The organism is Klebsiella aerogenes (assembly GCA_029027985.1).
In the GTDB taxonomy this organism is placed as follows: domain Bacteria; phylum Pseudomonadota; class Gammaproteobacteria; order Enterobacterales; family Enterobacteriaceae; genus Klebsiella; species Klebsiella aerogenes_A.
Genome location: CP119076.1, coordinates 38,435 through 64,205 on the forward strand (window position 1 = coordinate 38,435; position 25,771 = coordinate 64,205).

The 25,771-nt window shown below is 57.4% G+C and carries 24 protein-coding genes and 1 pseudogene; 16 read left to right on the forward strand and 9 right to left on the reverse strand.

Annotation, left to right across the window (positions count from 1 at the left end; genetic code table 11):
- Nucleotides 1-11: 11 nt before the first annotated feature.
- The 4 genes from uhpA (at nt 12) to uhpT (ending at nt 4,981) form a co-directional block, all read left to right on the forward strand.
- Entirely contained in the window at nt 12-605 is a 594-nt protein-coding gene (uhpA, locus tag PYR66_00190; GenBank protein ID WEF28199.1) for a transcriptional regulator UhpA, read from the forward strand.
- Complete coding sequence (gene uhpB / locus PYR66_00195) at nt 602-2,104, forward strand: signal transduction histidine-protein kinase/phosphatase UhpB (GenBank protein WEF28200.1); 1,503 nt, start codon at nt 602-604, stop codon at nt 2,102-2,104. The genes uhpA and uhpB overlap by 4 nt, the downstream gene beginning before the upstream one ends.
- An 11-nt stretch (nt 2,105-2,115) precedes the next feature.
- The gene (locus PYR66_00200; protein WEF28201.1) at nt 2,116-3,444 is read left to right on the forward strand and encodes an MFS transporter; all 1,329 of its coding nucleotides are present in this window, start codon (nt 2,116-2,118) and stop codon (nt 3,442-3,444) included.
- A gap of 145 nt (nt 3,445-3,589) precedes the next feature.
- A complete protein-coding gene (gene uhpT / locus PYR66_00205) occupies nt 3,590-4,981 on the forward strand; it encodes a hexose-6-phosphate:phosphate antiporter (protein WEF28202.1) in 1,392 nt (463 codons plus the stop codon).
- Nucleotides 4,982-5,071: 90 nt separating this feature from the next.
- Here uhpT and adeD read toward each other — a convergent pair whose 3' ends face one another.
- Nucleotides 5,072-6,838 (reverse strand): adenine deaminase, encoded by a 1,767-nt coding sequence (gene adeD / locus PYR66_00210; protein ID WEF28203.1) that lies wholly within the window; start codon nt 6,836-6,838, stop codon nt 5,072-5,074.
- 164 nt (nt 6,839-7,002) lie between these two features.
- Between adeD and PYR66_00215 the strand changes: the two genes are divergently transcribed.
- Nucleotides 7,003-8,337 carry an NCS2 family permease gene (locus tag PYR66_00215; protein WEF28204.1) on the forward strand — a complete coding sequence of 445 codons (1,335 nt, stop codon included), beginning with the start codon at nt 7,003-7,005 and terminating at the stop codon, nt 8,335-8,337.
- A 52-nt stretch (nt 8,338-8,389) separates the two neighbouring features.
- Complete coding sequence (locus PYR66_00220) at nt 8,390-8,842, forward strand: DUF1198 domain-containing protein (GenBank protein ID WEF28205.1); 453 nt, start codon at nt 8,390-8,392, stop codon at nt 8,840-8,842.
- Between the two features lie 123 nt (nt 8,843-8,965).
- Here the strand turns inward: PYR66_00220 and PYR66_00225 are convergent.
- Nucleotides 8,966-9,202, reverse strand: a pseudogene (locus PYR66_00225) (DNA-binding transcriptional regulator).
- A gap of 129 nt (nt 9,203-9,331) precedes the next feature.
- Between PYR66_00225 and nepI the strand changes: the two are divergent.
- Nucleotides 9,332-10,516: a purine ribonucleoside efflux pump NepI gene (nepI, locus tag PYR66_00230; protein ID WEF28206.1), complete on the forward strand. Its 1,185-nt coding sequence runs from the start codon at nt 9,332-9,334 to the stop codon at nt 10,514-10,516.
- Between the two features lie 44 nt (nt 10,517-10,560).
- Here nepI and PYR66_00235 read toward each other — a convergent pair whose 3' ends face one another.
- Together PYR66_00235 and phnW are read right to left on the reverse strand one after the other, a co-directional pair.
- Complete coding sequence (locus tag PYR66_00235; protein ID WEF28207.1) at nt 10,561-11,370, reverse strand: phosphonoacetaldehyde hydrolase; 810 nt, start codon at nt 11,368-11,370, stop codon at nt 10,561-10,563.
- 9 nt (nt 11,371-11,379) lie between these two features.
- The gene (gene phnW / locus PYR66_00240; protein WEF28208.1) at nt 11,380-12,483 is read right to left on the reverse strand and encodes a 2-aminoethylphosphonate--pyruvate transaminase; all 1,104 of its coding nucleotides are present in this window, start codon (nt 12,481-12,483) and stop codon (nt 11,380-11,382) included.
- A 141-nt stretch (nt 12,484-12,624) separates the two neighbouring features.
- Here phnW and phnR point away from each other — a divergent pair, with 141 nt between their 5' ends.
- The 5 genes from phnR (at nt 12,625) to phnV (ending at nt 17,324) form a co-directional block, all read left to right on the forward strand.
- Complete coding sequence (gene phnR, locus PYR66_00245; GenBank protein ID WEF28209.1) at nt 12,625-13,344, forward strand: phosphonate utilization transcriptional regulator PhnR; 720 nt, start codon at nt 12,625-12,627, stop codon at nt 13,342-13,344.
- A gap of 189 nt (nt 13,345-13,533) precedes the next feature.
- On the forward strand, nt 13,534-14,547 hold the full coding sequence (gene phnS, locus PYR66_00250; protein ID WEF28210.1) for a 2-aminoethylphosphonate ABC transporter substrate-binding protein: 1,014 nt from the start codon (nt 13,534-13,536) through the stop codon (nt 14,545-14,547).
- Between the two features lie 4 nt (nt 14,548-14,551).
- Entirely contained in the window at nt 14,552-15,661 is a 1,110-nt protein-coding gene (phnT, locus tag PYR66_00255; protein ID WEF28211.1) for a 2-aminoethylphosphonate ABC transport system ATP-binding subunit PhnT, read from the forward strand.
- A 2-nt stretch (nt 15,662-15,663) separates the two neighbouring features.
- The gene (gene phnU / locus PYR66_00260) at nt 15,664-16,524 is read left to right on the forward strand and encodes a 2-aminoethylphosphonate ABC transporter permease subunit (GenBank protein WEF30537.1); all 861 of its coding nucleotides are present in this window, start codon (nt 15,664-15,666) and stop codon (nt 16,522-16,524) included.
- Between the two features lie 2 nt (nt 16,525-16,526).
- Nucleotides 16,527-17,324 carry a 2-aminoethylphosphonate ABC transport system, membrane component PhnV gene (phnV, locus tag PYR66_00265; protein WEF28212.1) on the forward strand — a complete coding sequence of 266 codons (798 nt, stop codon included), beginning with the start codon at nt 16,527-16,529 and terminating at the stop codon, nt 17,322-17,324.
- 86 nt (nt 17,325-17,410) lie between these two features.
- On the opposite strand, the gene PYR66_00270 is transcribed toward phnV, so the two are convergent.
- From PYR66_00270 to PYR66_00280, 3 genes are all read right to left on the reverse strand, one after another.
- Nucleotides 17,411-17,701, reverse strand: coding sequence for a hypothetical protein (locus PYR66_00270; GenBank protein ID WEF28213.1), 291 nt, complete (start codon nt 17,699-17,701; stop codon nt 17,411-17,413).
- A 101-nt stretch (nt 17,702-17,802) separates the two neighbouring features.
- Nucleotides 17,803-18,705, reverse strand: a complete 903-nt coding sequence (locus PYR66_00275; protein WEF28214.1) for a carboxylate/amino acid/amine transporter — start codon at nt 18,703-18,705, stop codon at nt 17,803-17,805.
- A gap of 63 nt (nt 18,706-18,768) precedes the next feature.
- Entirely contained in the window at nt 18,769-19,674 is a 906-nt protein-coding gene (locus PYR66_00280) for an AraC family transcriptional regulator (protein WEF28215.1), read from the reverse strand.
- 116 nt (nt 19,675-19,790) lie between these two features.
- Between PYR66_00280 and PYR66_00285 the strand changes: the two genes are divergently transcribed.
- A complete protein-coding gene (locus tag PYR66_00285) occupies nt 19,791-20,327 on the forward strand; it encodes a peroxidase-related enzyme (GenBank protein ID WEF28216.1) in 537 nt (178 codons plus the stop codon).
- Nucleotides 20,328-20,380: 53 nt separating this feature from the next.
- Here the strand turns inward: PYR66_00285 and PYR66_00290 are convergent, their stop codons facing one another.
- Entirely contained in the window at nt 20,381-21,871 is a 1,491-nt protein-coding gene (locus tag PYR66_00290; protein WEF28217.1) for an MDR family MFS transporter, read from the reverse strand.
- An 80-nt stretch (nt 21,872-21,951) separates the two neighbouring features.
- Between PYR66_00290 and PYR66_00295 the strand changes: the two genes are divergently transcribed.
- From PYR66_00295 to murP, 3 genes are all read left to right on the forward strand, one after another.
- Nucleotides 21,952-22,599 carry a TetR/AcrR family transcriptional regulator gene (locus tag PYR66_00295; protein WEF28218.1) on the forward strand — a complete coding sequence of 216 codons (648 nt, stop codon included), beginning with the start codon at nt 21,952-21,954 and terminating at the stop codon, nt 22,597-22,599.
- Between the two features lie 305 nt (nt 22,600-22,904).
- A complete protein-coding gene (murQ, locus tag PYR66_00300; protein ID WEF28219.1) occupies nt 22,905-23,807 on the forward strand; it encodes an N-acetylmuramic acid 6-phosphate etherase in 903 nt (300 codons plus the stop codon).
- Nucleotides 23,808-23,831: 24 nt separating this feature from the next.
- The gene (gene murP / locus PYR66_00305; GenBank protein ID WEF28220.1) at nt 23,832-25,265 is read left to right on the forward strand and encodes a PTS N-acetylmuramic acid transporter subunit IIBC; all 1,434 of its coding nucleotides are present in this window, start codon (nt 23,832-23,834) and stop codon (nt 25,263-25,265) included.
- A gap of 75 nt (nt 25,266-25,340) precedes the next feature.
- On the opposite strand, the gene PYR66_00310 is transcribed toward murP, so the two are convergent.
- Nucleotides 25,341-25,673 carry a hypothetical protein gene (locus PYR66_00310; GenBank protein ID WEF28221.1) on the reverse strand — a complete coding sequence of 111 codons (333 nt, stop codon included), beginning with the start codon at nt 25,671-25,673 and terminating at the stop codon, nt 25,341-25,343.
- Between the last annotated feature and the right edge of the window lie 98 nt (nt 25,674-25,771).

Below are 25,771 nucleotides of genomic sequence, written 5' to 3' on the forward strand. Positions count from 1 at the left end.
AGGATAAAACCATGATTACCGTTGCCCTTATCGACGACCACCTTATCGTCCGCTCCGGCTTTGCCCAACTGCTGGGGCTGGAACCTGATTTGCAGGTGGTGGCTGAGTTTGGTTCGGGGCGCGAGGCGTTGGCGGGGCTGCCGGGGCGCGGCGTACAGGTTTGTATCTGCGATATCTCAATGCCGGATATTTCCGGGTTGGAGCTGTTAAGCCAGCTGCCGAAGGGGATGGCGACGATCATGCTCTCCGTCCATGACAGCCCGGCGCTGGTGGAACAGGCGTTGAACGCGGGGGCACGTGGTTTTCTCTCTAAACGTTGTAGCCCCGATGAACTGATTGCCGCCGTACATACGGTGGCGACCGGTGGCTGCTATCTGACGCCGGATATTGCGGTGAAACTGGCGGCGGGGCGTCAGGATCCGCTCACTAAACGCGAACGTCAGGTAGCGGAAAAGCTGGCGCAGGGAATGGCGGTGAAAGAGATTGCCGCTGAGCTGGGATTGTCGCCAAAAACCGTCCACGTCCATCGCGCTAATCTGATGGAAAAGCTGAGCGTCAGTAACGATGTTGAACTGGCGCGGCGGATGTTTGACGGCTGGCAATGAACGCGCTTTTCTCCCGACTTATCACCGTTGTCGCCTGCTTTTTTATCTTTTCCGCCGCATGGTTCTGCCTGTGGAGCATCAGCTTACATCTGGTGGAACGTCCGGAACTGGCGGTACTACTGTTCCCATTTGGTCTGCGCCTGGGGTTGATGCTGCAATGTCCGCGCGGTTACTGGCCTGTGCTGCTGGGAGCGGAATGGCTGCTTCTCTTCTGGTTGGCGCAGGAAGTGGCGCTGGCGCATCCGATAATATTGATGACCGGAAGTCTGCTAACCCTGCTGCCGGTGGCGTTGATTTCTCGCTATCGCCATCAGCGCGACTGGCTAACGCTGTTACGTCAGGGAGGAGCGCTGATCGCCGCCGCCTTGCTGCAATCGCTGCCGTGGCTGGCGGAAGGGGGCGAGGGACTGACCGCGCTGCTGTTGACGCTGACCGGCGGCCTGACGTTGGCGCCGATCTGCCTGGTTATCTGGCACTACCTCACCAGCACTGTCTGGCGGCCGCTGGGGCCATCGCTGGTCTCGCAGCCGGTCAACTGGCGCGGTCGCCATCTGATCTGGTATCTGTTGCTGTTTACCGTCAGCCTGTGGCTGCAGCTTGGGTTGCCCGCTGAACTCTCCCGCTTTACCCCTTTTTGCCTGGCGCTACCGATTATCGCGCTTGCCTGGCACTACGGCTGGCAGGGGGCGCTGATTGCCGCCCTGATGAACGCCATCGCGTTGATTGCCAGCCAGACCTGGCACGATCACCCGGTTGATTTACTGCTTTCGCTGTTGGTGCAGAGCTTAACCGGGCTGCTGCTGGGCGCGGGGATCCAGCGGTTGCGCGAGCTTAACCAGTCGCTGCAAAACGAGCTGGCGCGCAATCGTCGGTTGGCGGAGCGCCTGCTGGAAACGGAAGAGAGCGTGCGCCGCGACGTGGCGCGTGAGCTTCATGATGATATCGGCCAGACCATTACCGCTATCCGCACCCAGGCGGGGATTGTCCAGCGTCTGGCGCCGAATAATGGCAGCGTGCGCCAGAGCGGCCAGCTGATTGAACAGCTCTCGTTGGGCGTGTATGACTCCGTGCGCCGCCTGCTCGGCCGTCTGCGTCCGCGCCAGCTTGACGATCTTTCTCTCGAGCAGGCGGTACGCTCGTTGATGCGTGAGATGGAACTGGAAGATCGTGGCATCGTTAGCCACCTCGAATGGCGAATTAGCGAAGTGGGGCTGAGCGAAAACCTGCGTGTGACCCTGTTCCGCGTCTGTCAGGAAGGGCTCAATAATATTGTTAAGCATGCCAGCGCCAGCGCCGTTACCCTGCAAGGGTGGCAGCAGGATGGGCGGTTGATGTTGGTGCTGGAGGATGATGGCTGCGGTTTGCCGCCGGGGTCTAATTTGCAGGGCTTTGGCCTCACCGGAATGCGCGAACGCGTCACCGCGTTGGGCGGCACGCTGACTATCTCCTGCACGCACGGTACCCGCGTGTGCGTCAACCTACCGCTGCGTTACGCCTGAGAGGTGCGCCGATGTTTGCCTTTTTAAAAGCCCCGCCGGACGCTGCGCCGATTGACGATAAACGCGAGCTGGACGAGCGCTATCGCTACTGGCGTCGCCATATCCTGCTGACTATCTGGCTCGGCTACGCGTTGTTCTATTTCACCCGCAAAAGCTTCAACGCCGCGGTCCCTGAAATCCTCGCCAGTAACGTGCTGACCCGCAGCGATATCGGCCTGCTGGCCACGCTGTTCTACATTACCTACGGATTATCGAAATTTTTCTCCGGCATCGTCAGCGACCGCTCCGACGCGCGTTATTTCATGGGGTTGGGGCTGGTTGCCACCGGCGTGGTGAATATTCTGTTCGGTTTTTCCACTTCGCTGTGGGCCTTCGCCCTGCTGTGGGCGCTGAACGCCTTCTTCCAGGGCTGGGGCTCGCCGGTCTGCGCCCGGCTACTGACGGCCTGGTATTCGCGAACCGAGCGCGGCGGCTGGTGGGCGCTGTGGAATACGGCGCATAACGTCGGCGGCGCGCTGATCCCGATGGTGGTGGGCGCAGCGGCGCTGCACTACGGCTGGCGCGCCGGGATGACGATTGCCGGCAGCCTGGCGATCCTCGCCGGGCTGTATCTGTGCTGGCGGTTGCGCGATCGGCCGCAGGCGGTCGGTTTACCCGCCGTCGGCGACTGGCGGCACGATGAATTGGACATCGCTCAGCAGCAGGAGGGGGCAGGATTGAGCCGCAAGGAGATTCTGACTAAATACGTGCTGGCTAATCCCTATATCTGGTTGCTATCGCTGTGCTATGTACTGGTGTACGTGGTGCGGGCGGCAATTAACGACTGGGGCAACCTGTATATGTCGGAGACGCTCGGTGTCGATCTAGTGACCGCGAATTCGGCGGTCACCATGTTTGAACTGGGCGGCTTTATCGGCGCGCTGGTGGCGGGTTGGGGGTCGGATAAACTGTTTAACGGCAATCGCGGGCCGATGAACCTGATTTTCGCCGCCGGGATTTTACTGTCAGTCGGCGGGCTGTGGCTGATGCCATTCGCCAGCTACGTGATGCAGGCGGCCTGCTTCTTCACCACCGGCTTCTTCGTGTTCGGCCCGCAAATGCTGATTGGTATGGCGGCGGCTGAATGCTCGCATAAAGAAGCCGCCGGGGCGGCGACCGGTTTTGTCGGCCTGTTCGCTTATCTCGGCGCCTCGCTCTCCGGCTGGCCGCTGGCGCAGGTGATGGATATCTGGCACTGGACCGGCTTCTTCGTGGTGATCGCCATTGCTGCCGGGATCTCCGCGCTGCTGCTGCTGCCGTTTTTAAATGCTCAGGCGCCGCGTATCGCCAGCGAAGCGTGATGTAGTTCACCTTTTCGCCCTGAATGGGGCAAAACTAAGAAATTTTCCCGGTTTCACCTGGACGCCGTCTCAGGCCAGACGGCGCGCTGATTTTTACAATGCCTGGTTATTACGCAGGCATAAAAAATCAGCTCAGGAGATACCCATGCTGGCCTTTCTGAATCAGGTACGCAAGCCGACCCTGGATCTGCCGCTCGATGTGCGGCGCAAAATGTGGTTCAAACCCTTCATGCAGTCCTATCTGGTGGTCTTCATCGGCTACCTGACCATGTATCTGATCCGCAAGAACTTTAATATCGCGCAGAACGACATGATCTCCACCTACGGGTTGAGCATGACGCAACTGGGGATGATCGGCCTGGGCTTCTCCATCACCTACGGCGTGGGTAAGACCCTGGTTTCCTATTATGCCGACGGCAAAAACACCAAGCAGTTCCTGCCGTTTATGCTGATCCTTTCCGCTATCTGTATGCTTGGCTTTAGTGCCAGCATGGGCGCGGGTTCAACCAGCCTGTTCCTGATGATCGCCTTCTACGCGCTGAGCGGCTTCTTCCAGAGCACCGGCGGCTCGTGCAGCTACTCCACCATCACTAAGTGGACGCCCAGACGCAAACGCGGCACCTTCCTCGGTTTCTGGAATATCTCCCATAACCTCGGCGGTGCGGGCGCGGCGGGCGTCGCGCTGCTTGGCGCGAACTACCTGTTCGACGGTCATGTCATCGGTATGTTTATCTTCCCGTCGATTATTGCGCTGATTGTCGGCTTCATCGGCCTGCGTTTTGGTAGCGACTCGCCGGAAGCCTACGGTCTCGGTACAGCGGAAGAGCTGTTTGGCGAAGCGATCAGCGAAGAAGATAAAGAGACCGAAGAAAACGCCATGACCAAGTGGCAGATCTTTGTGGAGTACGTGCTGAAGAACAAAGTGATTTGGTTACTGTGCTTCTCCAATATCTTCCTTTACGTGGTGCGTATTGGTATCGATCAGTGGTCCACCGTGTATGCCTTCCAGGAACTGAAGTTGTCTAAAGAGGTGGCGATTCAGGGCTTTACCCTGTTTGAAGTGGGGGCGCTGGTCGGCACGCTACTGTGGGGCTGGCTGTCGGATCTGGCCAACGGTCGCCGCGCGCTGGTGGCCTGCGTCGCCTTGGCGCTGATTATCGCCACCCTCGGCGTTTATCAGCACGCCAGCAACCAGTATGTCTATCTGGCCTCGTTGTTTGCGCTGGGCTTCCTGGTGTTTGGTCCGCAGCTGTTAATCGGCGTTGCGGCAGTCGGATTTGTACCGAAAAAAGCGATCGGCGCTGCCGATGGGATCAAGGGCACCTTCGCTTATCTGATTGGCGATAGCTTTGCCAAACTGGGCCTCGGGATGATCGCCGACGGCACGCCGGTGTTTGGCCTGACCGGTTGGGCGGGCACCTTTGCGGCGCTGGATGCCGCCGCTATCGGCTGTATCTGCCTGATGGCCGTCGTGGCGGTATTTGAAGAGCGCAAAATCCGCCGCGAGAAAAAAATCCAGCAACTGAAAATCGCTTAAGTGTGTATTGGTAACGTTTGCCCGGTATGATGCCGGGCTTTTTTATGCTTTGCGTTCCTGCCGCGTCTTTCTGGTTCTGGTTGCCTTAAATCAGTCAGTCATTTCCTGAGAGGTAAAAGTAAACGTTTCGCCGTCGAAAAGTCCCTGACTGGTAAGTTTTAATGCCGGTATCACCGGTAGGGAGAGAAATGCCATCTGGATAAACGGTTCATCGGGCAGGGGGCCACACTCGCGGCCCGCTGCTTTTAACCTGTCGATCTGCTCGGCCAGCGAATCTGCGGTGTCGGTACTCATGAGTCCGGCAATCGGCAGCGCCAGATGGCTTTGTACCTGACCGCAGTGTACGACGCACAGCCCGCCCCCGTCTTCAATCACCTGGTTAACGGCGAGGGCCATCTCTTCAGCGCTGCGACCGATCACCACAATGTTATGGCTGTCGTGGCTGACCGTCGCAGCCAGCGCGCCCTCACGTAATCCAAATCCACTCAGTAGACCGCAGGCGGGAGGAAGCTGATGACCATAGCGTTCAAGTACTGCGATGTAGCTTAAATCATCACGATCGAAACCGTCAGGAGTACAGACGCAACTACTGGCATGGGTTATCAATTCGTTAGGGATAACATCAATAACCCGATACCGTTTCCCTGGTATGAAATGCAGCGGAAAATCATCGGCAGCGACAGGCTGGCGCGCAATGGTATTGCCATAGGGCGGGGAGGTGCGCGCCAGCCTTGTCGGCTCTTCCGTCTTCAGGATATCGGCATCAACAGGCTCTCCTTTGACAAATACCTGTTGGACCGTCACGTTACAGATGTCGCTCAGTAGAACAATATCCGCCTGTTTGCCGGGCGCCAGTAATCCAAGATGGTGCAGGCCAAAATGATGGGCTGCTGACCAACTGGCGACGCGGTAAGCAACATGTGGCGGTACATCATGTTGTAATATCAGTCGCCGGATCAGAGCATCAATATGCCCTTCGTGGGCAATTTCCCAAGGGTTGCGATCGTCGGTGCAGAGCATGCACTGCGGACTGTTAAACGCATTGATAAGCGGCGCCAGCGCGTCAAGATTGCGGGCTGCGGACCCTTCGCGAATCATCAGCGCCATACCAAGTTGGAGTTTGCGCAGACCTTCCTCCCTGCTAAAACTCTCGTGACAGTTCTCGATCCCGGCGGCGATGTAAGTATTCAGCGCTTTACCCCCAAGCCCCGGGCAGTGACCGTCCAGAGTCAGATGGCGAAAGGCATCCATTTTATCAAGCAGCGTATTTTGTCCGGCAACGACGCCGGGATAATCCATCACTTCCGCAAGCCCCGTAACTAACGGATGATCGCGCCAGGCCAGCATTTGTTCGAGGGGGAAATCGGCGCCATTCACATCGCACCCCGCCAACGCCGGAACGCAGGAACTTACCTGAAGATACTGATTTTGCCGTGCCTGTTCGGCGCAGCGCGCAAACCAGGCAAACCCCCTTTCCCCCATAACGTTAACGATTTCGTGTGGATCGCTGATGACCGTCGTGAGGCCGCGGGGCAGCGTTGCGGTTTCAAAGGTGACGGGTGTCATCATGCTGGATTCAATGTGCAGATGTGAATCGATAAAACCGGGAACAGCCGTGGCGCCACGAGCATCTACGCGCTGCAATGCCTGGGCATCACGATATTCTGCACCGATACCTGCGATATACTTTCCTTTGATGACCACAGGCCCTGTCATTTCTCCGCCATTGATTAAATCGAGAAGCATGACATTATCAATAATATAATCGGCAATGGCCTCTCCGCGAGAAACGGCTAACAATTCCTGCTGTTCCTGGCGGCTAATGTAATGATATTTATAGTTAATGGATTTATTCATTTTTTTCTCATTTTGATTTTATCAAATTGATTTTTATTTATCACAAAGAATTATTTTAAGCTTATCTTTAAATGTGCTTTTGCATTGTGATTGTAATCACTGAATTACGTGTGAAATATGCTTTAAAAAGAGTTGTGGTTATATCTTAACTAATGGATGAGAAAATGAATAATGATATCAGTGATGAGGTAACCCCTGACTCAGGGCTGCTTTCGCGGTTATTTAAACTTCATCAGCATGGCACTAACGTGCGGACCGAAACAATAGCGGGAATGACAACGTTCTTAACGATGGTCTACATCGTTTTTGTGAACCCGCAGATATTGGGGGCCGCGCAGATGGACCCCAAAGTGGTGTTTGTCACCACCTGCCTGATTGCCGGTGTCGGCAGTATTGCCATGGGGGTGGTCGCTAATCTTCCTGTGGCGCTGGCGCCAGCGATGGGGCTCAACGCCTTTTTTGCGTTTGTCGTCGTGGGAGCGATGGGGGTCAGTTGGCAAACGGGGATGGGGGCAATCTTCTGGGGGGCGGTGGGCTTATTTCTACTTACCCTCTTTCGTATTCGTTACTGGATGATCTCAAATATTCCCGTTAGTTTACGTATTGGCATTACCAGCGGTATTGGTTTATTTATTGCGATGATGGGTTTAAAAAATGCGGGTGTCATTGTCGCCAATAAAGACACGCTGGTCGCCATCGGTAACTTAAATTCTCATACCGTGTTACTGGGGATTTTAGGTTTTTTTATTATTACCGTCCTGTCATCGCGGCATTTTCACGCCGCCGTACTGGTTTCCATCGTTGTGACATCCTGTTGCGGATTGTTTTTCGGTGATGTTCATTTTAATGGCGTGTATTCCGTTCCTCCAGGCATTACTGACGTGATCGGCGAGGTAGATTTGAGTGGCGCATTGTCACTCAATCTGGCCGGTATTATCTTTTCATTCATGCTTATCAACTTATTTGATTCTTCAGGAACGCTCATTGGCGTAACCGATAAAGCGGGATTAATCGATCGCCATGGTAAGTTTCCTGGTATGAATAAAGCGCTGTATGTTGACAGTCTGAGTTCCGTCGCCGGGGCGTTTATCGGCACCTCTTCAGTGACTGCCTATATTGAAAGTACTTCGGGCGTGGCGGTAGGGGGACGCACAGGGCTGACGGCAGTGGTGGTTGGTGTCTTATTCCTGCTGGTGATGTTCTTTTCCCCGCTGGTGGGAATGGTTCCCGCTTATGCAACGGCGGGGGCGCTTATTTTTGTCGGAGTGCTGATGACTTCCAGCCTGTCTCGTGTCAACTGGGATGATTTTACTGAATCGGTGCCTGCCTTTGTCACGACGGTAATGATGCCTTTTAGTTTTTCTATTACCGAGGGGATTGCGCTTGGTTTCATGTCTTACTGCATTATGAAGGTGTTTACTGGACGCTGGCGTGAGTTGAATCTCTGCGTCATTGCGGTCGCAGTACTTTTCGCGTTGAAAATCATGCTGGTGGATTAGTACCAGCGAGCTGTTTCCAGATATCATGAGTGCAGATAACGCAGGAGAACTCATGATCTGGATTATGCTGGCCACGCTGGCGGTGGTGTTTGTTGTCGGTTTTCGGGTGCTGACGTCTGATTCCCGACGGGCGATTCGCCGTCTGAGCGAGCGTCTTGGTATTACTCCCGTCCCGCTGGAGTCGATGATCGATCAGCTGGGAAAAACCGCCGGTAATGAGTATTTACGTTATCTTGAGCGGCCAAATGAAGCGCATCTGCAGAACGCTGCGCAGGTCCTGCTGATCTGGCAGGCCGCTATCGTCGACGCCAGCGAAAAGAACCTGCATTACTGGTATCGCCTGATGCAAAAAGCGCGTTTAGCGGCGCCGATAACCGACGCGCAGATCCGTCTGGCGCAGGGGTTTCTACGCGAGCTGGATCCGGATGTGAGCGATTTGCATAACCTGCAGCAGCGCTATAACGCCCTGTTCTTGCCGGAAGACGGCGTGCACTGGCTGCACTGATATCATTGTTATCCCGGCTTGTGTGCTGGATGGCGGCTGCGCCTTATCCGGCCTACGGTTTACGCGTTCGTCCCTTGTGTTCCTTGTAGGCCGGATAAGCGTTAGCGCCATCCGGCAGAAGGGCTACAGCAGGATTTTCAGGCCGTGTTTTTGTACGACGCTAAGCAATTTTAATGACAGTCCGCTTGGTCGTTTAGCGCCAGTTTCCCATTTTTGCACGGTAGACACGCTGGTATTCAGATAACGAGCAAACACCGGTTGGCTAACGTTGAGTTGTTCCCGTAGAGCTTTAATCTCAATGGGTTGAAGAGCAGTTACGCGACCGAGACATGATTCATCAAAATGACGCATCGTTTCTCGTTTTTTTAAACATGGGAGCAGCTACGCATCCTCTCGTGAAAAGCGCTGAGAGTTGTGAAAACGTTAAATACGTCACACACAAAATGTTACACTGCGCAGCTTTCCGCCATTTTTCTCAGCAGGTAACTCATGAGTCATTCAAATGAAGCCAAACCCCACGCAAGCGATCTCGCGCGGCCAAACTGGTCGGCAGTATTCGCGGTTGCTTTCTGCGTCGCCTGCCTGATTACCGTTGAGTTTCTGCCGGTCAGCCTGCTGACGCCGATGGCGCTGGATTTAGGCATCTCTGAAGGGGTGGCCGGGCAGTCGGTGACGACGACGGCGTTTGTGGCGATGTTCTCCAGCCTGTTTGTGACCACGGTGATTGGCAAAACCGATCGTCGCTACGTGGTCATTCTGTTTTCGCTCTTGCTGACCCTTTCCTGTTTGCTGGTTTCGTTTGCCAATAGCTTTACCCTGTTGCTGTTGGGGCGCGCTTGCCTGGGCCTGGCGCTCGGCGGCTTCTGGGCGATGTCGGCGTCGCTGACCATGCGACTGGTACCCATGCGCGTGGTGCCGAAAGCGCTGTCGATTATCTTCGGCGCGGTATCGATAGCGCTGGTGATTGCCGCCCCGTTAGGTAGCTTCCTCGGCGGGATCATCGGCTGGCGCAACGTCTTCAACGCCGCAGCGGTGATGGGCGTGCTGTGTACGATTTGGGTGTTGAAGGCGCTACCGTCGCTGCCGGGTGAATCGGCTTCGCAGCAGCAAAATATGTTCGGCCTGCTGAAGCGCCCGGGAGTACTGGCCGGTATGTGCGCCATTTTCATGGCCTTTGCCGGGCAGTTCGCCTTCTTTACCTATATTCGCCCGATCTACATGACACTTGCCGGCTTTGACGTCGACGGCCTGACGTTGGTGCTGCTGAGCTTTGGTATCGCCAGTTTTATCGGCACGTCGCTCTCATCAATGGTATTGAAGCACTCGGTTAAGGCGGCGTTGGCGATTTCGCCACTGGTGTTAACCGCCAGTGCGGCGGCGCTGGTGTTGTGGGGCGAAAGCAAAGTGGTGGCCTCAACGGTAGCGATTATCTGGGGCTTTGCTTTTGCGTTGATACCGGTGGGATGGTCTACGTGGATCACCCGTTCGCTCTCCGATCAGGCGGAAAAAGCCGGGTCGATTCAGGTGGCGGTGATCCAGCTCGCCAACACCTGCGGCGCGGCGGTCGGCGGCATCGCGCTCGACCACCTGGGTCTGCTGTCGCCGCTGGTGCTATCAGGCATTCTGATGCTGTTCACCGGGTTGCTGGTAATAACGAGAGTACGGATAAACTAACGTTACGCCCGGGCAAGGCGGTAAGCCATTGCCCGGACAAAAACCTACGGCCGTTCGCCCTTCGCCAGACGGGCGTTGATGTCGGCAATCACCCCCGGCAGGTCGGCTAACGTATCCACCACGTAATGCGCCCCTGCGGCATACAGTTTGCTGGCGGCCAGCTCGCGGCGGGTGGCAATTTCTGTCGCCGACATCGCCTGATACTCCTCCCAGGTGGCGCCGAATTCGTTACCGGAAACCGACAGCCCCACGGTCCACATCCCGGCATTCAATCCTTCGCTAATCCCCGGCGCGGCGTCGTCCACCTTCACGCAGTGCGCGACGGCATCGATACCCAGCGTAATGACGTTTTGCAGCGCCATCCACGGCCCCGGACGCCCGCCCGCGGCGAGATCATCGGTGGCGACCCAGTGGTCCGGCGCATAGCCCTGAGCGGCGGCGGCCGGTACCAGTTTTTCCATCACCGGGCGCGGATAACCCGAGCAGGAGCCGATCTTCAGGCCCTCGGCGCGCAGCGCAGCAATAGTGTCGACAACGCCGGCGATCGGCGCGGAAAAATCGACAACTTTAGCGATTTGCAGCGGCATAAAAGCGGCGTAGATCGCATCGATATCGGCGGCGTTCATGGCGCGGCCGAATTTAGCCTGCCAGCGACTATCGACGGAAGGCAGTTTGCCCAGCGCTTCAATGTGCTGCCATTTGCCAAGCCCCATCGGCACGCGGGCTTCTTCGAGGGTGATCTCGATATCAAAGGCTTTACGGAACGCCTCAACGAAAATTTGCGTCGGCGCGAAGGAGCCGAAGTCTACGGTGGTGCCGGCCCAGTCGAGAATCAGTGCGGTAATACGGTTCATGGCGGTTCCTTATTGTTTCCAGTACATAGCGTTGTCGATGGCCGCCAGCAGGGCGGTGATGTCGGCGTCGTAGACTTCGCCGATGTTGCCGATGCGGAAGCAATCGCTTTGCGACACTTTGCCCGGATAGATAACGAAGCCCTGATCTTTCAGCTTCTGATAGAACGTGTTAAAGCGGTACTGCGGCGCATCAGGCGAATAAAAAGCGGTGATGATCGGCGAGTGCAGGCTGTCGTCGAGCAAGGGCTGGAAGCCGAGCGCGCGCATCCCGGCGACCAGACGGCGCTGATTGTTGCTGTAGCGCTGATGGCGAGCGCTGACGCCGCCTTCTTGCGCCAGCTCTTTCAGCGCCTGGGCAAAGGCCAGCACGGTGTGGGTTGGAGAAGTAAAACGCCACTTCCCGTGATTATCCTCCATGCAGCGCCACTGCGCGTACAGATCCAACGATAGCGAGCGCGAGCGACCTTTGCAGGCGGCAAGCTCCGCTTCGCGGGCGATCACGAAGGCGAAGCCAGGCACACCCTGAATACATTTGTTGGCCGAGCTAATCAGATAATCAATATTCAGTGCGGCAATATCCATCGGAATGCCGCCGAAGCTGCTCATCGCATCGACGATATAGCGTTTATCGTATTGCTTCGCCAGCGCCGCAACCTCTTCGATCGGGTTGAGCATACCGGTGGTGGTCTCGCTATGTACCATCGCGATATGGGTGATCGCCGGGTCGTCCTGCAGGATCCGTTCGATCGCCGCCGCATCCGGGCGAGCGACTTCGCCGCAGTCGTAGGGGTGGCAGGCGATGCCCATCAGTTGCGCCATCTCAATCATACGTGCGCCGTAGGCGCCATTGCTGATGATCAGCACTTTGCCTTGTTCGCCAATGGCGCTGCCGAGTACGGCTTCAACCGCGTAACTGCCGCTACCCTGTAGCAGCACTGAAGTATAACCATCGGCCGGGGTCGCCAGCTGTACCAGCTGCTGGCGGATGATCTGTACCACGCCGAGATTGTAATCATCGTCCCAGGTACAGCTATCGAATAACATGGCCTCTTTCACCGTGCGGGAGGTGGTTAACGGGCCGGGGGTCAGCAGCAGGTAGTTCCGTGAAGTCATTTGTCTCACCATTTGGTCTATACCAGATTTGCATTTATCATGGAGATAAAGTCGGGGCAGGGTCAAAGGAAATGTGGCGCTGCAACAAAAAATTCATCTCGCCAGGTATAATGGCGATATCAAATCTGCTTGTGAGTAAACATGAAATCACCCTCTGGCGAGATGCCGCAGTACCTGATGATTAAGGCGCAGTTGCAGGCGCGTATTCAAAACGGCGCGTTGAAAAGCGGCGATAAACTGCCGTCAGAACGCGAGCTGTGCGCGCTGTTCAATACCACGCGTATTACGGTGCGCGAGAGCCTGGCGCAGTTGGAAGCCAGCGGCGTGATTTACCGCGCCGACCGCCGCGGTTGGTTTGTGACGCCGGAACGTCTGTGGTTGGATCCGACGCAGAACACCAATTTCCACAAGCTGTGTCTCGAACAGGGGCGTGAGCCAAAAACGGTGCTGCTTAACGGCCGCTTAACCGCGGTGCCGCTGGATGTGATGGCGCCGCTGGATCTGCAGCCCTTCGATCAGGTTTACTTGCTGACGCGCCTGCGCTATGCCGACGGGCGGCCGGTGTGCTACTGCGAAAACCACTGTTTACCCGCCCGGGTGCCGGAGCTGCTGCGTCACGATCTCAATGGCAGCCTGACCGAGATTTATCACAGCCAGTACGACTTGATATATACCAGTATGCATTTGTCGTTTTACCCGACCTCGATGCCGGCGCAGGCCGCGGAAGCGTTGGGGGTGATGGAAGGGCGCCCGGCGCTGTTGTTGCGCCGACTCAATTACGATCAGCACGGGCGCATTCTCGATTACGATATCGAATACTGGCGTCATGATAGCCTGCGAATTGAAGTCGATACGCATTGATTTTATTGTCTTTTCTCCCCGGTAGTGCTGGCGCTTACCGGGGCGACAAATCCCAATACCCGCTGATCCTGGGTTTTCGTTTTTAACTCTTTCGACACACTTCTTTCATCGTTTTGTCATAAACCATCGGTAGCGTGAAAGCCAATCTGGTGTAGACCAGAATAACTTACCCCCGATGAGGCTTACACGATGAAACTCTCCCGACTTGCTCTGCTGTCCCTGTTCGCGCTAACCAGTTCCCCGGTTTGGGCGGATGGCGTCGTCACGGTTTACTCCGCTGATGGCCTGCATGACGGCGATAACAGCTGGTATCAGAGCCAGTTCGACGCCTTCACCAAAGCGACGGGCATCAAAGTGCAGTACGTGGAAGGCGGTTCCGGCGCGATCGTCGAACGTCTGGCGAAGGAGCGCACCAACCCGCAGGCCGACGTGCTGGTGACGGTGCCGCCGTTTATTCAGCGCGCCGCCAAAGAGCAACTGCTGGCAACCTTCAAACCGCAGGGCAACGAGCAGATCCCTGGCGCCAACGACCATTATGCGCCGCTGGTGAACAACTATCTGACCTTCATCTACAACGGCCAACTGCTGAAAACCGCGCCAGCCAGCTGGCACGACCTGCTGGACAACCGCTTTAAGAACAAGCTGCAGTATTCCACGCCGGGTCAGGCGGGCGACGGCACCGCGGTGATGTTGCAGGCGTTCCATAGCCTTGGCGGCAAAGACGCCGGTTTTGATTACCTTGGCAAACTGCAGGCGAACAACGTCGGCCCATCGGCATCCACCGGCAAGCTGACGGCGCTGGTCAACAAAGGCGAACTGTATGTCGCTAACGGCGATCTGCAGATGAACCTGTCGCAGATGGCGCGTAATCCGAACGTCAAAATCTTCTGGCCGGCAGACGACAAAGGCGAACGTAGCGCGCTGGCGCTGCCGTACACCATCGGGCTGGTGCAGAACGGGCCGAACAGCGAAAACGGCAAAAAGTTGATCAACTTCCTGCTGGACAAGCCGGCGCAATCCAGCGTGAGCGCGCTCTCCTGGGGGCTGCCGGTGCGTAGCGACGTGACGCCTGATGACGCCAACTTTAAGGCGGCGAAAGCGGCGCTCGACGGCGTGAAGAGCTGGGAACCGAACTGGGATGACGTTGCAGTATCGCTGTCGGCGGATATCGCCCGCTGGCATAAAGTGACCGATAGCGAGTAAGCCGATGTTGATGAAAACGACCGTCACTCCTTCCCCGTCGCTGGCGGGGACTTCCGGGATTACCCTGGACTCGCTGCGCGTTTCGTATCACGGCAACGTGGTATTGAAACCGCTGTCATTGACCATCGAACCCGGTGAGGTACTGGCGCTGATTGGCCCTTCCGGTTCCGGGAAAACCACGGTGCTGCGGGCGATAGCCGGGTTTGTCCAACCGGCGGGTGGTCGGATTCTGATCGGCGATACTGACGTTACTCATCTGCCGCCGTACAAACGCGGGCTGGCGATGGTGGTGCAGAACTACGCGCTGTTCCCGCATATGAAGGTAGAAGACAACGTCGCCTTCGGTCTGCGGGCGCAAAAGCAGCCGAAAGCGTTGATCGCCGAGCGCGTCACGGAGGCATTAAAAATCGTCGGTATGGCGGACTACGCCACGCGCTACCCGCACCAGCTTTCCGGCGGCCAGCAACAGCGCGTTGCTATTGCGCGCGCCATTGCTGTGCGTCCTCGCGTGCTGCTGCTTGATGAGCCGCTGTCGGCGCTGGATGCGCAAATCCGCCATAACATGGTGGAGGAGATAGCTCGCCTGCACCGCGAACTGCCGGAGCTGACGATTCTCTACGTTACCCACGATCAGACCGAAGCGCTGACCCTGGCAGACAAAATCGGCATCATGAAAGACGGGTCGATGATCGCCCATGGCGAGACCCACGAGCTGTACCACTATCCGCCGAACCGCTTTAGCGCGGAATTCCTCGGTCGCGCCAATATCCTGCAAGCGACGGCGCTGAAAGATAGCCCGCAGCCGGGGTTGGTCAGCGTGAGCTGCGGCGGCGGCTTGATTAACGCTTTCAGCCAGGGCGGACAGCACGGCAGCAACAAGCTGCTATGTATTCGCCCGCAGCACATGAGCCTGACGCCGCGTTCGGCGACCAGTAATCGCCTCAACGCGACCCTGACGTCGGTGCACTGGCAGGGCGATCTGACCCATCTGCTGTGCGACGTCGCGGGCGAGGCGGTGCGAATCGTGATGACCCATGTGAATCCATTGCCGCGCGCGGGCGACAAGCTGGCGCTCTACTTTGAACCCAACGATGCGGTTCTGATTGAGGTGTAATGATGGCGCAAACCCTAATGCTTGCGCGTCCGGCGCTGAACCTGCGCCCTTACCTGTGGCTGGCGTTGCCGCTGCTGGTGCTGGCGACGCTGTTTTTCTATCCGCTGCTGCTGATCGCTGAACAGGCGCTGCGCGATGCCAGCGGTAACCTGAGCCTTGATACCTTCTGGCAGGTGATTGACTCTAAACGCTTTATCAGTGCGTTGCTCAATACCTTGCAAATCGCCGTTTTCGCCACGCTCGGTTGCCTGGTGCTCGGCAGCGTGCTGGCGCTGATTCTGGTGTTCATCCCGTTCCCCGGCAGCCAGCTGATTAGCCGGATTATCGATACTTTTATTGCGCTGCCGACCTTTCTGATCACCCTCGCGTTCACCTTTATTTACGGTTCAGCGGGGTTGCTCAATGGCACTCTGATGTCGTTGTTTGATTTTGAACTGCCGCCAGTGGACTTCCTCTATTCGATTAACGGCGTCATTCTGGCGGAGATCACCGTCTTTACGCCGCTGGTGATGCGCCCGCTGATGGCCGGGTTGCGGCAGATAGATAAGAGCCAGCTGGAAGCGGCTAGCATCCTCGGTGCTCATCCGCTGCGGGTGATTGCGCAGGTTATCTTCCCGGCGGCGCTACCGGCGCTGATGGCGGGCGGCAGCCTGTGCCTGCTGTTGACCACCAATGAATTCGGCATCGTGCTGTTTATCGGCGCCAAAGGGGTCAATACCCTGCCGATGATGGTCTACAGCAAGGCGATTCTGGAGTCCGACTACAGCGTGGCTTGCATGATTGCGTTAATTAATATTCTGCTGTCGCTGGGGCTGTTTATGCTGTACCGCCTGGCCGCGGCGCGTACTGGCGTAAGGAGCTAACGATGTTGATTTGGTCGCGTAAAGGTCGTGCGACGGCGGGCGCGTTGGCGGTCACGCTATTTGCCGGGGTCTTCTTTTTACCGCTGGCGGTGATTTTACTCTCCAGCCTGAGCCAGCAGTGGAACGGCCTGCTACCTACCGGGTTTACCTTTGCCCACTTTGTTAACGCCTTTCGCGGCGCGGCGTGGGATTCGCTGTTCTCAAGCCTGGTGGTGGGTTTCTGCGCCAGTCTGTTCGCGCTGCTGTGCGGGATGTGGGCGGCGCTGGCGCTGCGTCAGTATGGCGCGAAGCTGCAAAAATACCTTGGCCTGGCGTTTTATCTGCCCAGCGCCATTCCTTCTGTATCGGTAGGCTTGGGGATTCTGGTGGCGTTCAGTCAGGGGCCGCTGCAAATGAACGGGACGTTCTGGATCGTACTGGCGGCGCACTTCGTATTGATTTCCGCGTTCACGTTCAGCAACGTGACCACCGGGCTGGCGCGGATTTCCGCCGATATCGAAAACGTTGCCTCCAGCCTTGGCGCGTCGCCGTGGTATCGCCTGCGTCATGTGACGCTGCCGCTGATGACGCCGTGGATGATCTCGGCGCTGGCGCTGAGTTTGTCGCTGTCGATGGGGGAATTGGGGGCAACGGTGATGATTTATCCGCCGGGCTGGACGACGCTGCCGGTGACCATCTTCAGCCTGACCGACCGCGGCAATATCGCCGATGGCTCGGCGCTAACCATCGTGCTGGTGGGCGTGACGCTGTTGCTGATGATGAAACTTGAGCGTATCGCTCGCCGACTGAGCCAGAAATAAGCGTTCCCCCGGCGGTGCGACGCTGGCCGGGGTGACCTGATTTACCACCCGGACAGGCGAATTAAGCGTTACGCCTATTCAGCGCGTTATTTCCCCGGGCAGCGGATCTTGTCGATGGCAGTCAGGTAGCCTTTTTGATTATTGCGCTCTTTCGCCAGCGTGGCCTCGCGAACGTAATTTTGGTTGTCTTTTGAGGCGAGCACCTTATTCGCGAAATCGGTATCACTGAGGGTGCTCGTCGGTGCGCATTTTTCCTTCACGGTTTTTAACACCAGCTGTTTTTGTTGTTCAAATTGCAGGCTTTGCAGCGGCGATTCGGCCCATGCCGCGCTTGTGCTCAGGGCAGTAACCAGACACAACATCCAACATGCTTTCATGGCGCTTCTCCTTCATTTTTCGCTTCAGTCAACTATATGCGCAGCTGATAAATTGCGCAAATGTTGGGCCGTTTTTATTGTTTAAAATCAGCCAATTGCTATTAGGCTGCACGTACCCGCCGCCGTGAGTCTACGGCGATGAGCACCACGGAAGAAAGAATGAGCAGCGTCCCCAGCCAGTCCGGCAGGGTAAAGGTGATGCCCAGCAGGAGTAGGGAGAGCAAGGCGCTGCTCAGTGGCTCGGCACAGCTAAGGATCCCGGCTTTTGCGCCACCGATTTTCTGCGCACCGTTAAGGTACAGGCTGAAAGTCAGCGAAGTCCCGATCACCACCAGGTAGAAAAACGCCAGCAGCAGGCGGCCGTTCACCACGAAGTTGGTGCCCTGGCTACCGTAGAACGGCAGCAGCATCGCCCCGCCAATCAACATGCTCCAGCCGACAATCGGCAGCGTGCCGTAACGGGCGATAAGTGTGGAGGGATAGGTGGTGTAAAACGCAGCGGCAAAGGCCGAGGCGATCCCCCAAAACAGCGCCGCCGGTGAGATAGAGAGTGAGGTCGGGTTGCCGTGAGTCACCAGCAGGAAGGTCCCGGCCAGCGACGTGCCGATCGCCAGCAGCACAAACGGACTTGGCCGCGTTTTTCGCGCCAGCGCGAACCAGGCGACGATAATTGTCGGTGACAGAAACTGCAGCACCGTGGCGGTGGCGGCGTTCGACTTTTCGATGGTCATCAGGAAGGTGTACTGCACGGTCAGCGCGCCGACCAGCGAGAAAAACAACAGGCTGAGCGCATCTTTGCGGTTTTGCAGTACGCGGAAAATTTTGTCGCCGTGAACAAAAGAGAGCATCAGCAGGATCAGCCCGGCGAACAGCAGGCGCGTCATGGTGAGGTACGGCGACGACATCTGGCTTTGCTGCATAATGTACTGCGCGCAGACCCCGGAACTCCCCCATAGGACGGCGGCGATCAAGACGTTCAACATCCCTCGTTTGCTGGAACCCATTTTTCCCTCGAATGAAATAACGCAAAGCAAGAATCATAGCATGGTGGCGGCACGGCGCGCGTTTTACTGCCGCCGCCACTCGCCTGGCGTCACGCCGTACTGTTTTTTAAAGGTTTTTGCAAACGAAGCCAGTGACTGAAAACCGCAGCGTTCGGCAATGATGTCGAGCCGCGCCTGGCGGTCGAGATGCAGCAGGCGGGCGGCCAGCGCCATCCGCAGCTGCGACAGCCACGTCTGCGGCGTTAAATGATAGACGCGGGCAAAATGGCGGGCGAAAGTGGCGCGCGATAAAAATGCCCGCGCCGCCATGCTCTCGATGGTCCACGGCTGCTCTGGCGCGGCCAGCACGGCGAATACCGCAGGCATCAGTCGCGTATCGCTCATCAGTCGCAGCAAGCCGCCCGGCGGTTCCTGCGTGCCGAGCAACGTGCGCAACAGCAGCACTAGCAGCGTATCACCAAGGCTGCGCACGATGGCGCTGCCGCCAGGATGCTCCGCCAGACTTTCGCGCACCAGCACGTTAAGCAGAATGTCCAGCTCCGGGCAGTCCTCGCGTTCACCGGTATGTAGATGAATCAGTTCCGACTCTTCAGCAAACAGCCAGCTGACGTGGGGACCAAAGTAAAATTCGCCGCACAGCATCTCCAGCGCGTCGTTCTCTTCGGCGGTGCGCACTTCGGTTAGCGTGCCGTTAAAGCGGTGGGCGATGGGCAGCACCTGTCCCCATTCCACCAGGCTCTCCATCAGATGCGGCGAGCCATGCGGCAACAGAATAACGTCGCCAGCGCGCATATGGCGGGTCTGATTGCCAACGGTCAGCCGTCCCTCGCCGCGCAAGACAAAGTGCCACGGCACCACGCCCGCTCGCATCTGATCGTGTCCGGCCTGCCAGCGGCCGCCGAAACGGCAGTGCAGATTCACTTCGCAACGCGGCGCCAGCAGCGTCAACAGATGGCTGAGACTATCCATACGGCTCCTGAGACGATAAGACAAAAAAATGAGACGAAGAGCGCCAGTCTAGCATGCCGCCGCGCACTAAGATGTCTTCATTGCCACAACATACCCTCAAACAACAGGAGTACACCATGAGCCGTTTAGCCGATATCCGTGAACAAGACGCCACAGGTAAAGCCGCAGAAATCTTTGCCGGGATTAAAAAAGCGATGGGCAAAGTGCCGAATGCCTATTTGACCATCGGCGGCCACTCTCCGGCGGCGCTGCAGCAGGCGTTGGCGCATAACGCGATGCTGCACAAAGGCAGCCTCAGCGCGCAAGAGCTGGAAGCGATTAATCTGTCAGTCAGCGAAGCGACCGGCTGCGATTACTGCCTGGCCGCACATACCCTGATGGCGAAAAAAGCCGGTTTCAGCAGTGAACAAATCCATGCGCTGCGCCGTGGCGACTATGCGGAAGATGCGCGCCTCAACGCGCTGGCGACGTTCGCACAAACCCTGGTGACCACCACCGGCACGCTGCCGGAAGGAGACGTCGCCGCGCTGCGCCACGCCGGTTTTAGCGACCAGCAGGTCATTGAAATTATTAGCGCCATCAGCGCCATTCTGTTCACCAACATGGTGAACCGGGTTAACGATACGGTTGTGGATTTCCCGAAAGCCGATTAACCCGGAACCGGCGCCGGTCCATTTGTTGTATACCGTGCGGGACCTGGCGCCGCTTAAGCTGCGGTTTTCAGCGGCGCCTCTTTCAGTAGCCAGGAAAGCGCAAAGGCCACCGCCATAATGCAGGCCGCCATCAGGAATGCTGCGTGGATCGCCGCACCGAACGCATCGAGATAATCGAGGCGGATGTCCGCAGGCAGATGTTGTACCGCGATCGGGTTCATCCCCGGCGGCAGCACCGCGCCTTCCGGCAGCAGCTTTTGCAGATTATTTTGCAGGACATGAGTAAATACCGCGCCGAACAGCGCCACGCCGATGGAGCCGCCAATCGAGCGGAACAGGGTGACGCCGGAAGTGGCGACGCCGTACATCTGTGCTGGCATCGCATTCTGCACCGCCAGCACCAGCACCTGCATCACCAGCCCAAGGCCCGCGCCGAGCACGCCGGTAAACAGATACAGCTGCCACATCGGCGAATGAATGGTGATGCGGGTCAGCAGTACCATGCCAGCGACGCCGAGCAGAGTACCGAGAATCGGGAAGATCCGGTATTTTCCGGTATGGCTGATCACCCGGCCGCTAATGATTGAGGTCAGCAGCAGGCCGCCCATCAGCGGGATGAGCTGCAGCCCGGCCTCGGTCGGCGTCGCTTCTTTCACTACCTGCAAATAGAGCGGCAGGAAGGTGACCGAGCCAAACAGCGACATGCCGATGACAAAGCCAATCAGGCTGCACAGCAGGAAGCTGCGGTTGCGGAACAGCGACAGCGGAATAATCGGCTCGATGGCGATCCGCTCTTCGTAAATAAAGCCGATGATCCCCACGATGCCGAAGGCCAGAATGCACCACAGTTGCGGGTCGTTCCAGGCGTGGACGCTGCCGCCTTCCGAGGTAAACAGGATGATGCACAACAGCGCCATGCTGAGGTAAATCGCCCCCAGCCAGTCGATTTGATGCTGGCTGCGTTGGTTACTGCTGTGGAATACGGCACCGATAACCAGTAGCGCGAACAGGCCCAGCGGCAGGTTGATATAGAAAATCCAGCGCCAGGAGGCGTGTTGCACCAGGAAGCCGCCAATCAGCGGGCCGATCACCGTCGCCAGGCCGAAGACGCCGCCGAACAGTCCCTGATAGCGTCCGCGATTGGCGGGCGGGATCACATCGGCGACCGCCGCCATGCTGATCACCATCAGGCCGCCGCCGCCGAGACCCTGCAGCGCGCGCATTAGCACCAACTGCGTCATGTTCTGCGCTAACCCGCAGAGAGCCGAACCGGCGAGAAACAGCACGATCGCCACCTGCAGCACGATTTTGCGCCCAAACAGGTCGCCGAACTTACCGTACAGCGGCACCACGATGGTCGAGCTGAGGATGTAGGCGGTGACCACCCACGACAGTTTATCCAGTCCGCCGAGCTCGCCAACGATAGTCGGCAGGGCGGTGGAGACGATAGTTTGGTCCAGCGCCGACAGCAGCATGACCAACAGCAGGGCGCTGAATAGCAGGCGGATTGACGGCGCCGGTTGGCTGGCGATTTCAGATGTCATTGCATCACTCGCTTGAAATTAATTAAATGCATAATTAATATTTAGGGAAATGATGAATCAGGTCAAGGGATCGCCAGGATATGTCAGCACAAAAAGCTAATGAAACGCCGCGTCGCCCTGGTCGGCCGCGCGGCAAAAAGCCGGGTACCGCCAACCGCGAGCAGCTGATTGATATCGCGCTGGCGCTGTTTGCACGCCACGGGATTGCCCGCGTGTCGTTAAACGCCATTGCGAAAGAGGCCGGAGTGACGCCGGCGATGCTGCATTACTATTTTAATTCGCGGGAAGCGCTGGTAGAGAATCTGCTGGAAGAGCGCTTTATGCCGCTGCGCAACGACATCAGCCGCATTTTTGTCGACCATCCGCAGGATCCGGTGACGGCGCTAACGATGATGATTGAGACGCTGGCGGCGATGGCGGAAAAGAACGCCTGGTTCGCGCCGCTGTGGATGCAGGAAATCATTGGCGAGATGCCGATGCTGCGCCAGCATATGGACGCTCGCTTCGGCGAAGCGCGTTTTCACATCATGCTGGAGACGGTACGCCGCTGGCAGCAAGAGGGTAAGATCAACCCGGCACTGTCGCCGGAGCTGCTGTTTACCACCTTGATTAGCCTGGTGCTGGTGCCGTTCTCGCGTACCCGTAACGATGCGCGTTTACAGGCGGTGACTCCGCAGATCATTGTCAGCCACGCGTTGGCATTGATGAGCAGCGGAATCGGCGGGTAAGCGACATCATCCCCGACGGCGCTACGCTTACCGGGGCTACAAACTGCCGGGTTATCGTTACCGCGAGCGACGTCGACAAATAGTGGCGCTGCATGCCTGTGTGCGGGAAACCTGGCCCCAACAAGCCGCACGATGCGTGCTAAAATCCTATCGCGGTAATAAAATATTCCATTGTTATTACCGCAATACCTCCCGTCATACCTATAATTCTCCGATTATCCGCAGAGTACTAATCGTGATACTCTTCACATGAATGGAATAAATAATTCCTTATACTGCGCGCAACTGAGAATAATGAGGTTTCTATGAGTATCGACCTGAGCAAATTGCTGACCGAGCGGCGCAACGCCAACAGCGCCAACATTGATACCCTGTCCACCGTCGATATGCTGACGGTCATCAATCAGGAAGACCAGCAGGTGGCGCAGGCGATTACGCCTTATTTACCGCAGATTGCCCAAGTGGTGGATAAGGTCGCGGCGGCGCTGCAGGCTGGCGGACGGCTGATTTACATCGGCGCCGGGACGTCAGGGCGTTTGGGTATCCTCGACGCCAGCGAATGTCCGCCGACTTTCGGCACCCGTCCGGAGCAGGTGGTGGGGATCATTGCCGGAGGACACAAAGCGATTCTGAGCGCCGTGGAAAACGTGGAAGACAATAAAGCGCAAGGGGTGCTGGATCTGCAGAATTTGAACTTCAGCAACCGTGATGTGCTGGTGGGCCTGGCGGCCAGCGGGCGCACGCCGTACGTGATTGGCGCGATGGAATACGCACATAGCCAGAATGCGTTTGTCGCTATCGTCAGTTGTAACCCGCATGGCGACATGGCCCAACTGGCGGATGTGGCGATTACCCCGGTCGTCGGCCCGGAAGTGGTCACCGGTTCGACCCGCCTGAAAGCCGGTACCGCGCAGAAGCTGGTGCTGAACATGATTTCCACCGGGGCGATGATTCGCGTCGGCAAGGTCTACAGTAACCTGATGGTCGACGTCGAAGCGACCAACGCCAAGCTGATTGAGCGCCAGGTTTCTATCGTGATGGAGGCAACTGACTGCGATCGCGCTACCGCCCAGAATGCGCTGGATGCCTGCGGTCGCCACTGTAAGACGGCGATCGTGATGGTGTTGGCTGACTTAAGCGCCGAAGAAGCGCAGTCGCTGCTGGCGAAAAACAACGGCTATATCCGCAAGGCGCTGGGCAACACCTGAGCGCCGACAGACAGGTAACAGGCAATGGCAAAAATAACTAAAGAGATGATAGCGCGGATCCTTGGCCACGTAGGCGGGGCCGCAAACGTAGCGCAGGCGGGTAACTGCATGACGCGCCTGCGCTTGACCCTGCGCGATGAAGGCCTGGCCGACAGCGCCGCCATCCGCCAGATTGACGGTGTGATGGGGGTCATCGTCAGCGATGAGCAGTTCCAGGTAGTGCTGGGACCCGGTAAAGCGCAAACCGCGGCGGAAATGATGAACGGCCTGATGGAAGAGGCGCCGCAGGCGGCCGCGTCGCTGGCTGATGTGGCGGCGGAGAAAAAGCAGGCGCTAAAGAGCAAGCAGACCAGCGGGGTGCAGAAATTTCTCGCGAAGTTCGCCACCATTTTTACGCCGCTGATCCCCGGTTTTATCGCCGTCGGGCTGCTGCTGGGCTTCGCCACGCTGGCTGAGCAAATTTTCATACTGGAGAACGCGCATCCCAACGCCAGCCTGGTGGCGCTGATTGGTTATATGAAGGTATTCAGCAAAGGGATGTTCACCTTCCTGAGTATCCTGATTGGCTATAACGCCCAGAAGGCGTTCGGTGGTTCGGGTGTTAACGGCGCGATTATCGCTTCGCTGTTCGTGCTGGGCTACAACCCGGAAGCGACCAGCGGGGTGTATGCCGGCATTTCGACTTTCTTCGGCCACGGTATTGATCCGCGCGGCAATATTATCGGCGTGCTGATCGCCTCGATGCTTGGCGCGTGGGTGGAGCGTCAGGTGCGGCGGGTCATGCCTGCTAACCTCGATATGATTCTCACCTCGGCGGTGACGTTGCTGATTATGGGCGCGGTGACCTTCACGGTGATCATGCCGATTGGCGGCTGGTTGTTTACCGGAATGTCGTGGCTATTCCTGCATCTTAACGGCAACCCGTTTGGGTCGGCGGTGCTGGCCGGGTTGTTCCTGCTGGCGGTGATGTTCGGCGTGCATCAGGGTTTTGTACCGGTCTATTTTGCGCTGGTTGATGCGCAGGGCTTTAACTCGCTGTTCCCGATCCTGTCGATGGCCGGAGCCGGGCAGGTGGGGGCGGCACTGGCGTTGTTCTGGCGCGCAAAGCAGGACTCGTTGCTGAGGACGCAGATCAAAGGGGCGATTATTCCGGGCTTCCTCGGGATCGGCGAACCGTTGATTTACGGCGTGACCTTGCCGCGGATGAAACCCTTTATCACCGCCTGTATCGGCGGCGCCTGCGGCGGTTTCTTCATCGGCACGATCGCCTGGTTAGGGCTGCCGGTTGGCCTGAATACGGTGTTCGGCCCGTCGGGCCTGGTGGCGCTGCCGCTGATGACCTCCGGCAGCGGCATTTACGCCGGGATGGCGGTATATGCCGGCGGGCTGGTGGTGTCTTATCTGTGTGGTTTCGCCCTCACCTGGTTGTTCGCCAGTAAGAATGTGGATTTGAGTTAAGCGTATTTCCCGGATGACGGCGCGTGGCGCCTTATCCGGGCTACTAAACCCAATGTCGCCCGGCCGGGCGACGCGTTACCGGTGTGGCGTATAAGGAAATAGCGGCAGTTCTTCGCTGCGTTCTTCGATGTAAATATCGCCGAGTTTAAAAATGATTTCAGTCGGCGAGATGCGCATGGTATTTTCGTCGGCTGCCCCTCTGGCTTTTAAGACGCTTTCATCGTCGCCTAAAAGCGGCATCCCATGGTACCAGGTTAAACGTAATTGCCCGCGGCGGGGGTTATTGCTGGGTGTGGAAATCATGTATCCGGGAGCATCGGCAGAAACGACTTTTAAACGCCAGTATTGATTATCCTCGGTGAAGCCAATATCAATTTTATCCCCCTTTTTAAATCTGGCCCTTGTCATAAAATCTTCCGGGATCCTGATTATCATTAATCTGGCTTTTTAGACGATTTTCATCTTATTGATGCTTTTTCGTGTTTAAAACCTGAGCACAAAATCGT

What these genes read in the sequence shown, in the direction of transcription:
- uhpA (WEF28199.1), top strand. Translation starts at nt 12, where the DNA reads ATGATTACCGTTGCCCTTATCGACGACCACCTTATCGTCCGCTCCGGC.
- uhpB (WEF28200.1), top strand. Translation starts at nt 602, where the DNA reads ATGAACGCGCTTTTCTCCCGACTTATCACCGTTGTCGCCTGCTTTTTT.
- PYR66_00200 (WEF28201.1), top strand. Translation starts at nt 2,116, where the DNA reads ATGTTTGCCTTTTTAAAAGCCCCGCCGGACGCTGCGCCGATTGACGAT.
- uhpT (WEF28202.1), top strand. Translation starts at nt 3,590, where the DNA reads ATGCTGGCCTTTCTGAATCAGGTACGCAAGCCGACCCTGGATCTGCCG.
- adeD (WEF28203.1), bottom strand. Translation starts at nt 6,838, where the DNA reads ATGAATAAATCCATTAACTATAAATATCATTACATTAGCCGCCAGGAA.
- PYR66_00215 (WEF28204.1), top strand. Translation starts at nt 7,003, where the DNA reads ATGAATAATGATATCAGTGATGAGGTAACCCCTGACTCAGGGCTGCTT.
- PYR66_00220 (WEF28205.1), top strand. Translation starts at nt 8,390, where the DNA reads ATGATCTGGATTATGCTGGCCACGCTGGCGGTGGTGTTTGTTGTCGGT.
- nepI (WEF28206.1), top strand. Translation starts at nt 9,332, where the DNA reads ATGAGTCATTCAAATGAAGCCAAACCCCACGCAAGCGATCTCGCGCGG.
- PYR66_00235 (WEF28207.1), bottom strand. Translation starts at nt 11,370, where the DNA reads ATGAACCGTATTACCGCACTGATTCTCGACTGGGCCGGCACCACCGTA.
- phnW (WEF28208.1), bottom strand. Translation starts at nt 12,483, where the DNA reads ATGACTTCACGGAACTACCTGCTGCTGACCCCCGGCCCGTTAACCACC.
- phnR (WEF28209.1), top strand. Translation starts at nt 12,625, where the DNA reads ATGAAATCACCCTCTGGCGAGATGCCGCAGTACCTGATGATTAAGGCG.
- phnS (WEF28210.1), top strand. Translation starts at nt 13,534, where the DNA reads ATGAAACTCTCCCGACTTGCTCTGCTGTCCCTGTTCGCGCTAACCAGT.
- phnT (WEF28211.1), top strand. Translation starts at nt 14,552, where the DNA reads ATGTTGATGAAAACGACCGTCACTCCTTCCCCGTCGCTGGCGGGGACT.
- phnU (WEF30537.1), top strand. Translation starts at nt 15,664, where the DNA reads ATGGCGCAAACCCTAATGCTTGCGCGTCCGGCGCTGAACCTGCGCCCT.
- phnV (WEF28212.1), top strand. Translation starts at nt 16,527, where the DNA reads ATGTTGATTTGGTCGCGTAAAGGTCGTGCGACGGCGGGCGCGTTGGCG.
- PYR66_00270 (WEF28213.1), bottom strand. Translation starts at nt 17,701, where the DNA reads ATGAAAGCATGTTGGATGTTGTGTCTGGTTACTGCCCTGAGCACAAGC.
- PYR66_00275 (WEF28214.1), bottom strand. Translation starts at nt 18,705, where the DNA reads ATGGGTTCCAGCAAACGAGGGATGTTGAACGTCTTGATCGCCGCCGTC.
- PYR66_00280 (WEF28215.1), bottom strand. Translation starts at nt 19,674, where the DNA reads ATGGATAGTCTCAGCCATCTGTTGACGCTGCTGGCGCCGCGTTGCGAA.
- PYR66_00285 (WEF28216.1), top strand. Translation starts at nt 19,791, where the DNA reads ATGAGCCGTTTAGCCGATATCCGTGAACAAGACGCCACAGGTAAAGCC.
- PYR66_00290 (WEF28217.1), bottom strand. Translation starts at nt 21,871, where the DNA reads ATGACATCTGAAATCGCCAGCCAACCGGCGCCGTCAATCCGCCTGCTA.
- PYR66_00295 (WEF28218.1), top strand. Translation starts at nt 21,952, where the DNA reads ATGTCAGCACAAAAAGCTAATGAAACGCCGCGTCGCCCTGGTCGGCCG.
- murQ (WEF28219.1), top strand. Translation starts at nt 22,905, where the DNA reads ATGAGTATCGACCTGAGCAAATTGCTGACCGAGCGGCGCAACGCCAAC.
- murP (WEF28220.1), top strand. Translation starts at nt 23,832, where the DNA reads ATGGCAAAAATAACTAAAGAGATGATAGCGCGGATCCTTGGCCACGTA.
- PYR66_00310 (WEF28221.1), bottom strand. Translation starts at nt 25,673, where the DNA reads ATGACAAGGGCCAGATTTAAAAAGGGGGATAAAATTGATATTGGCTTC.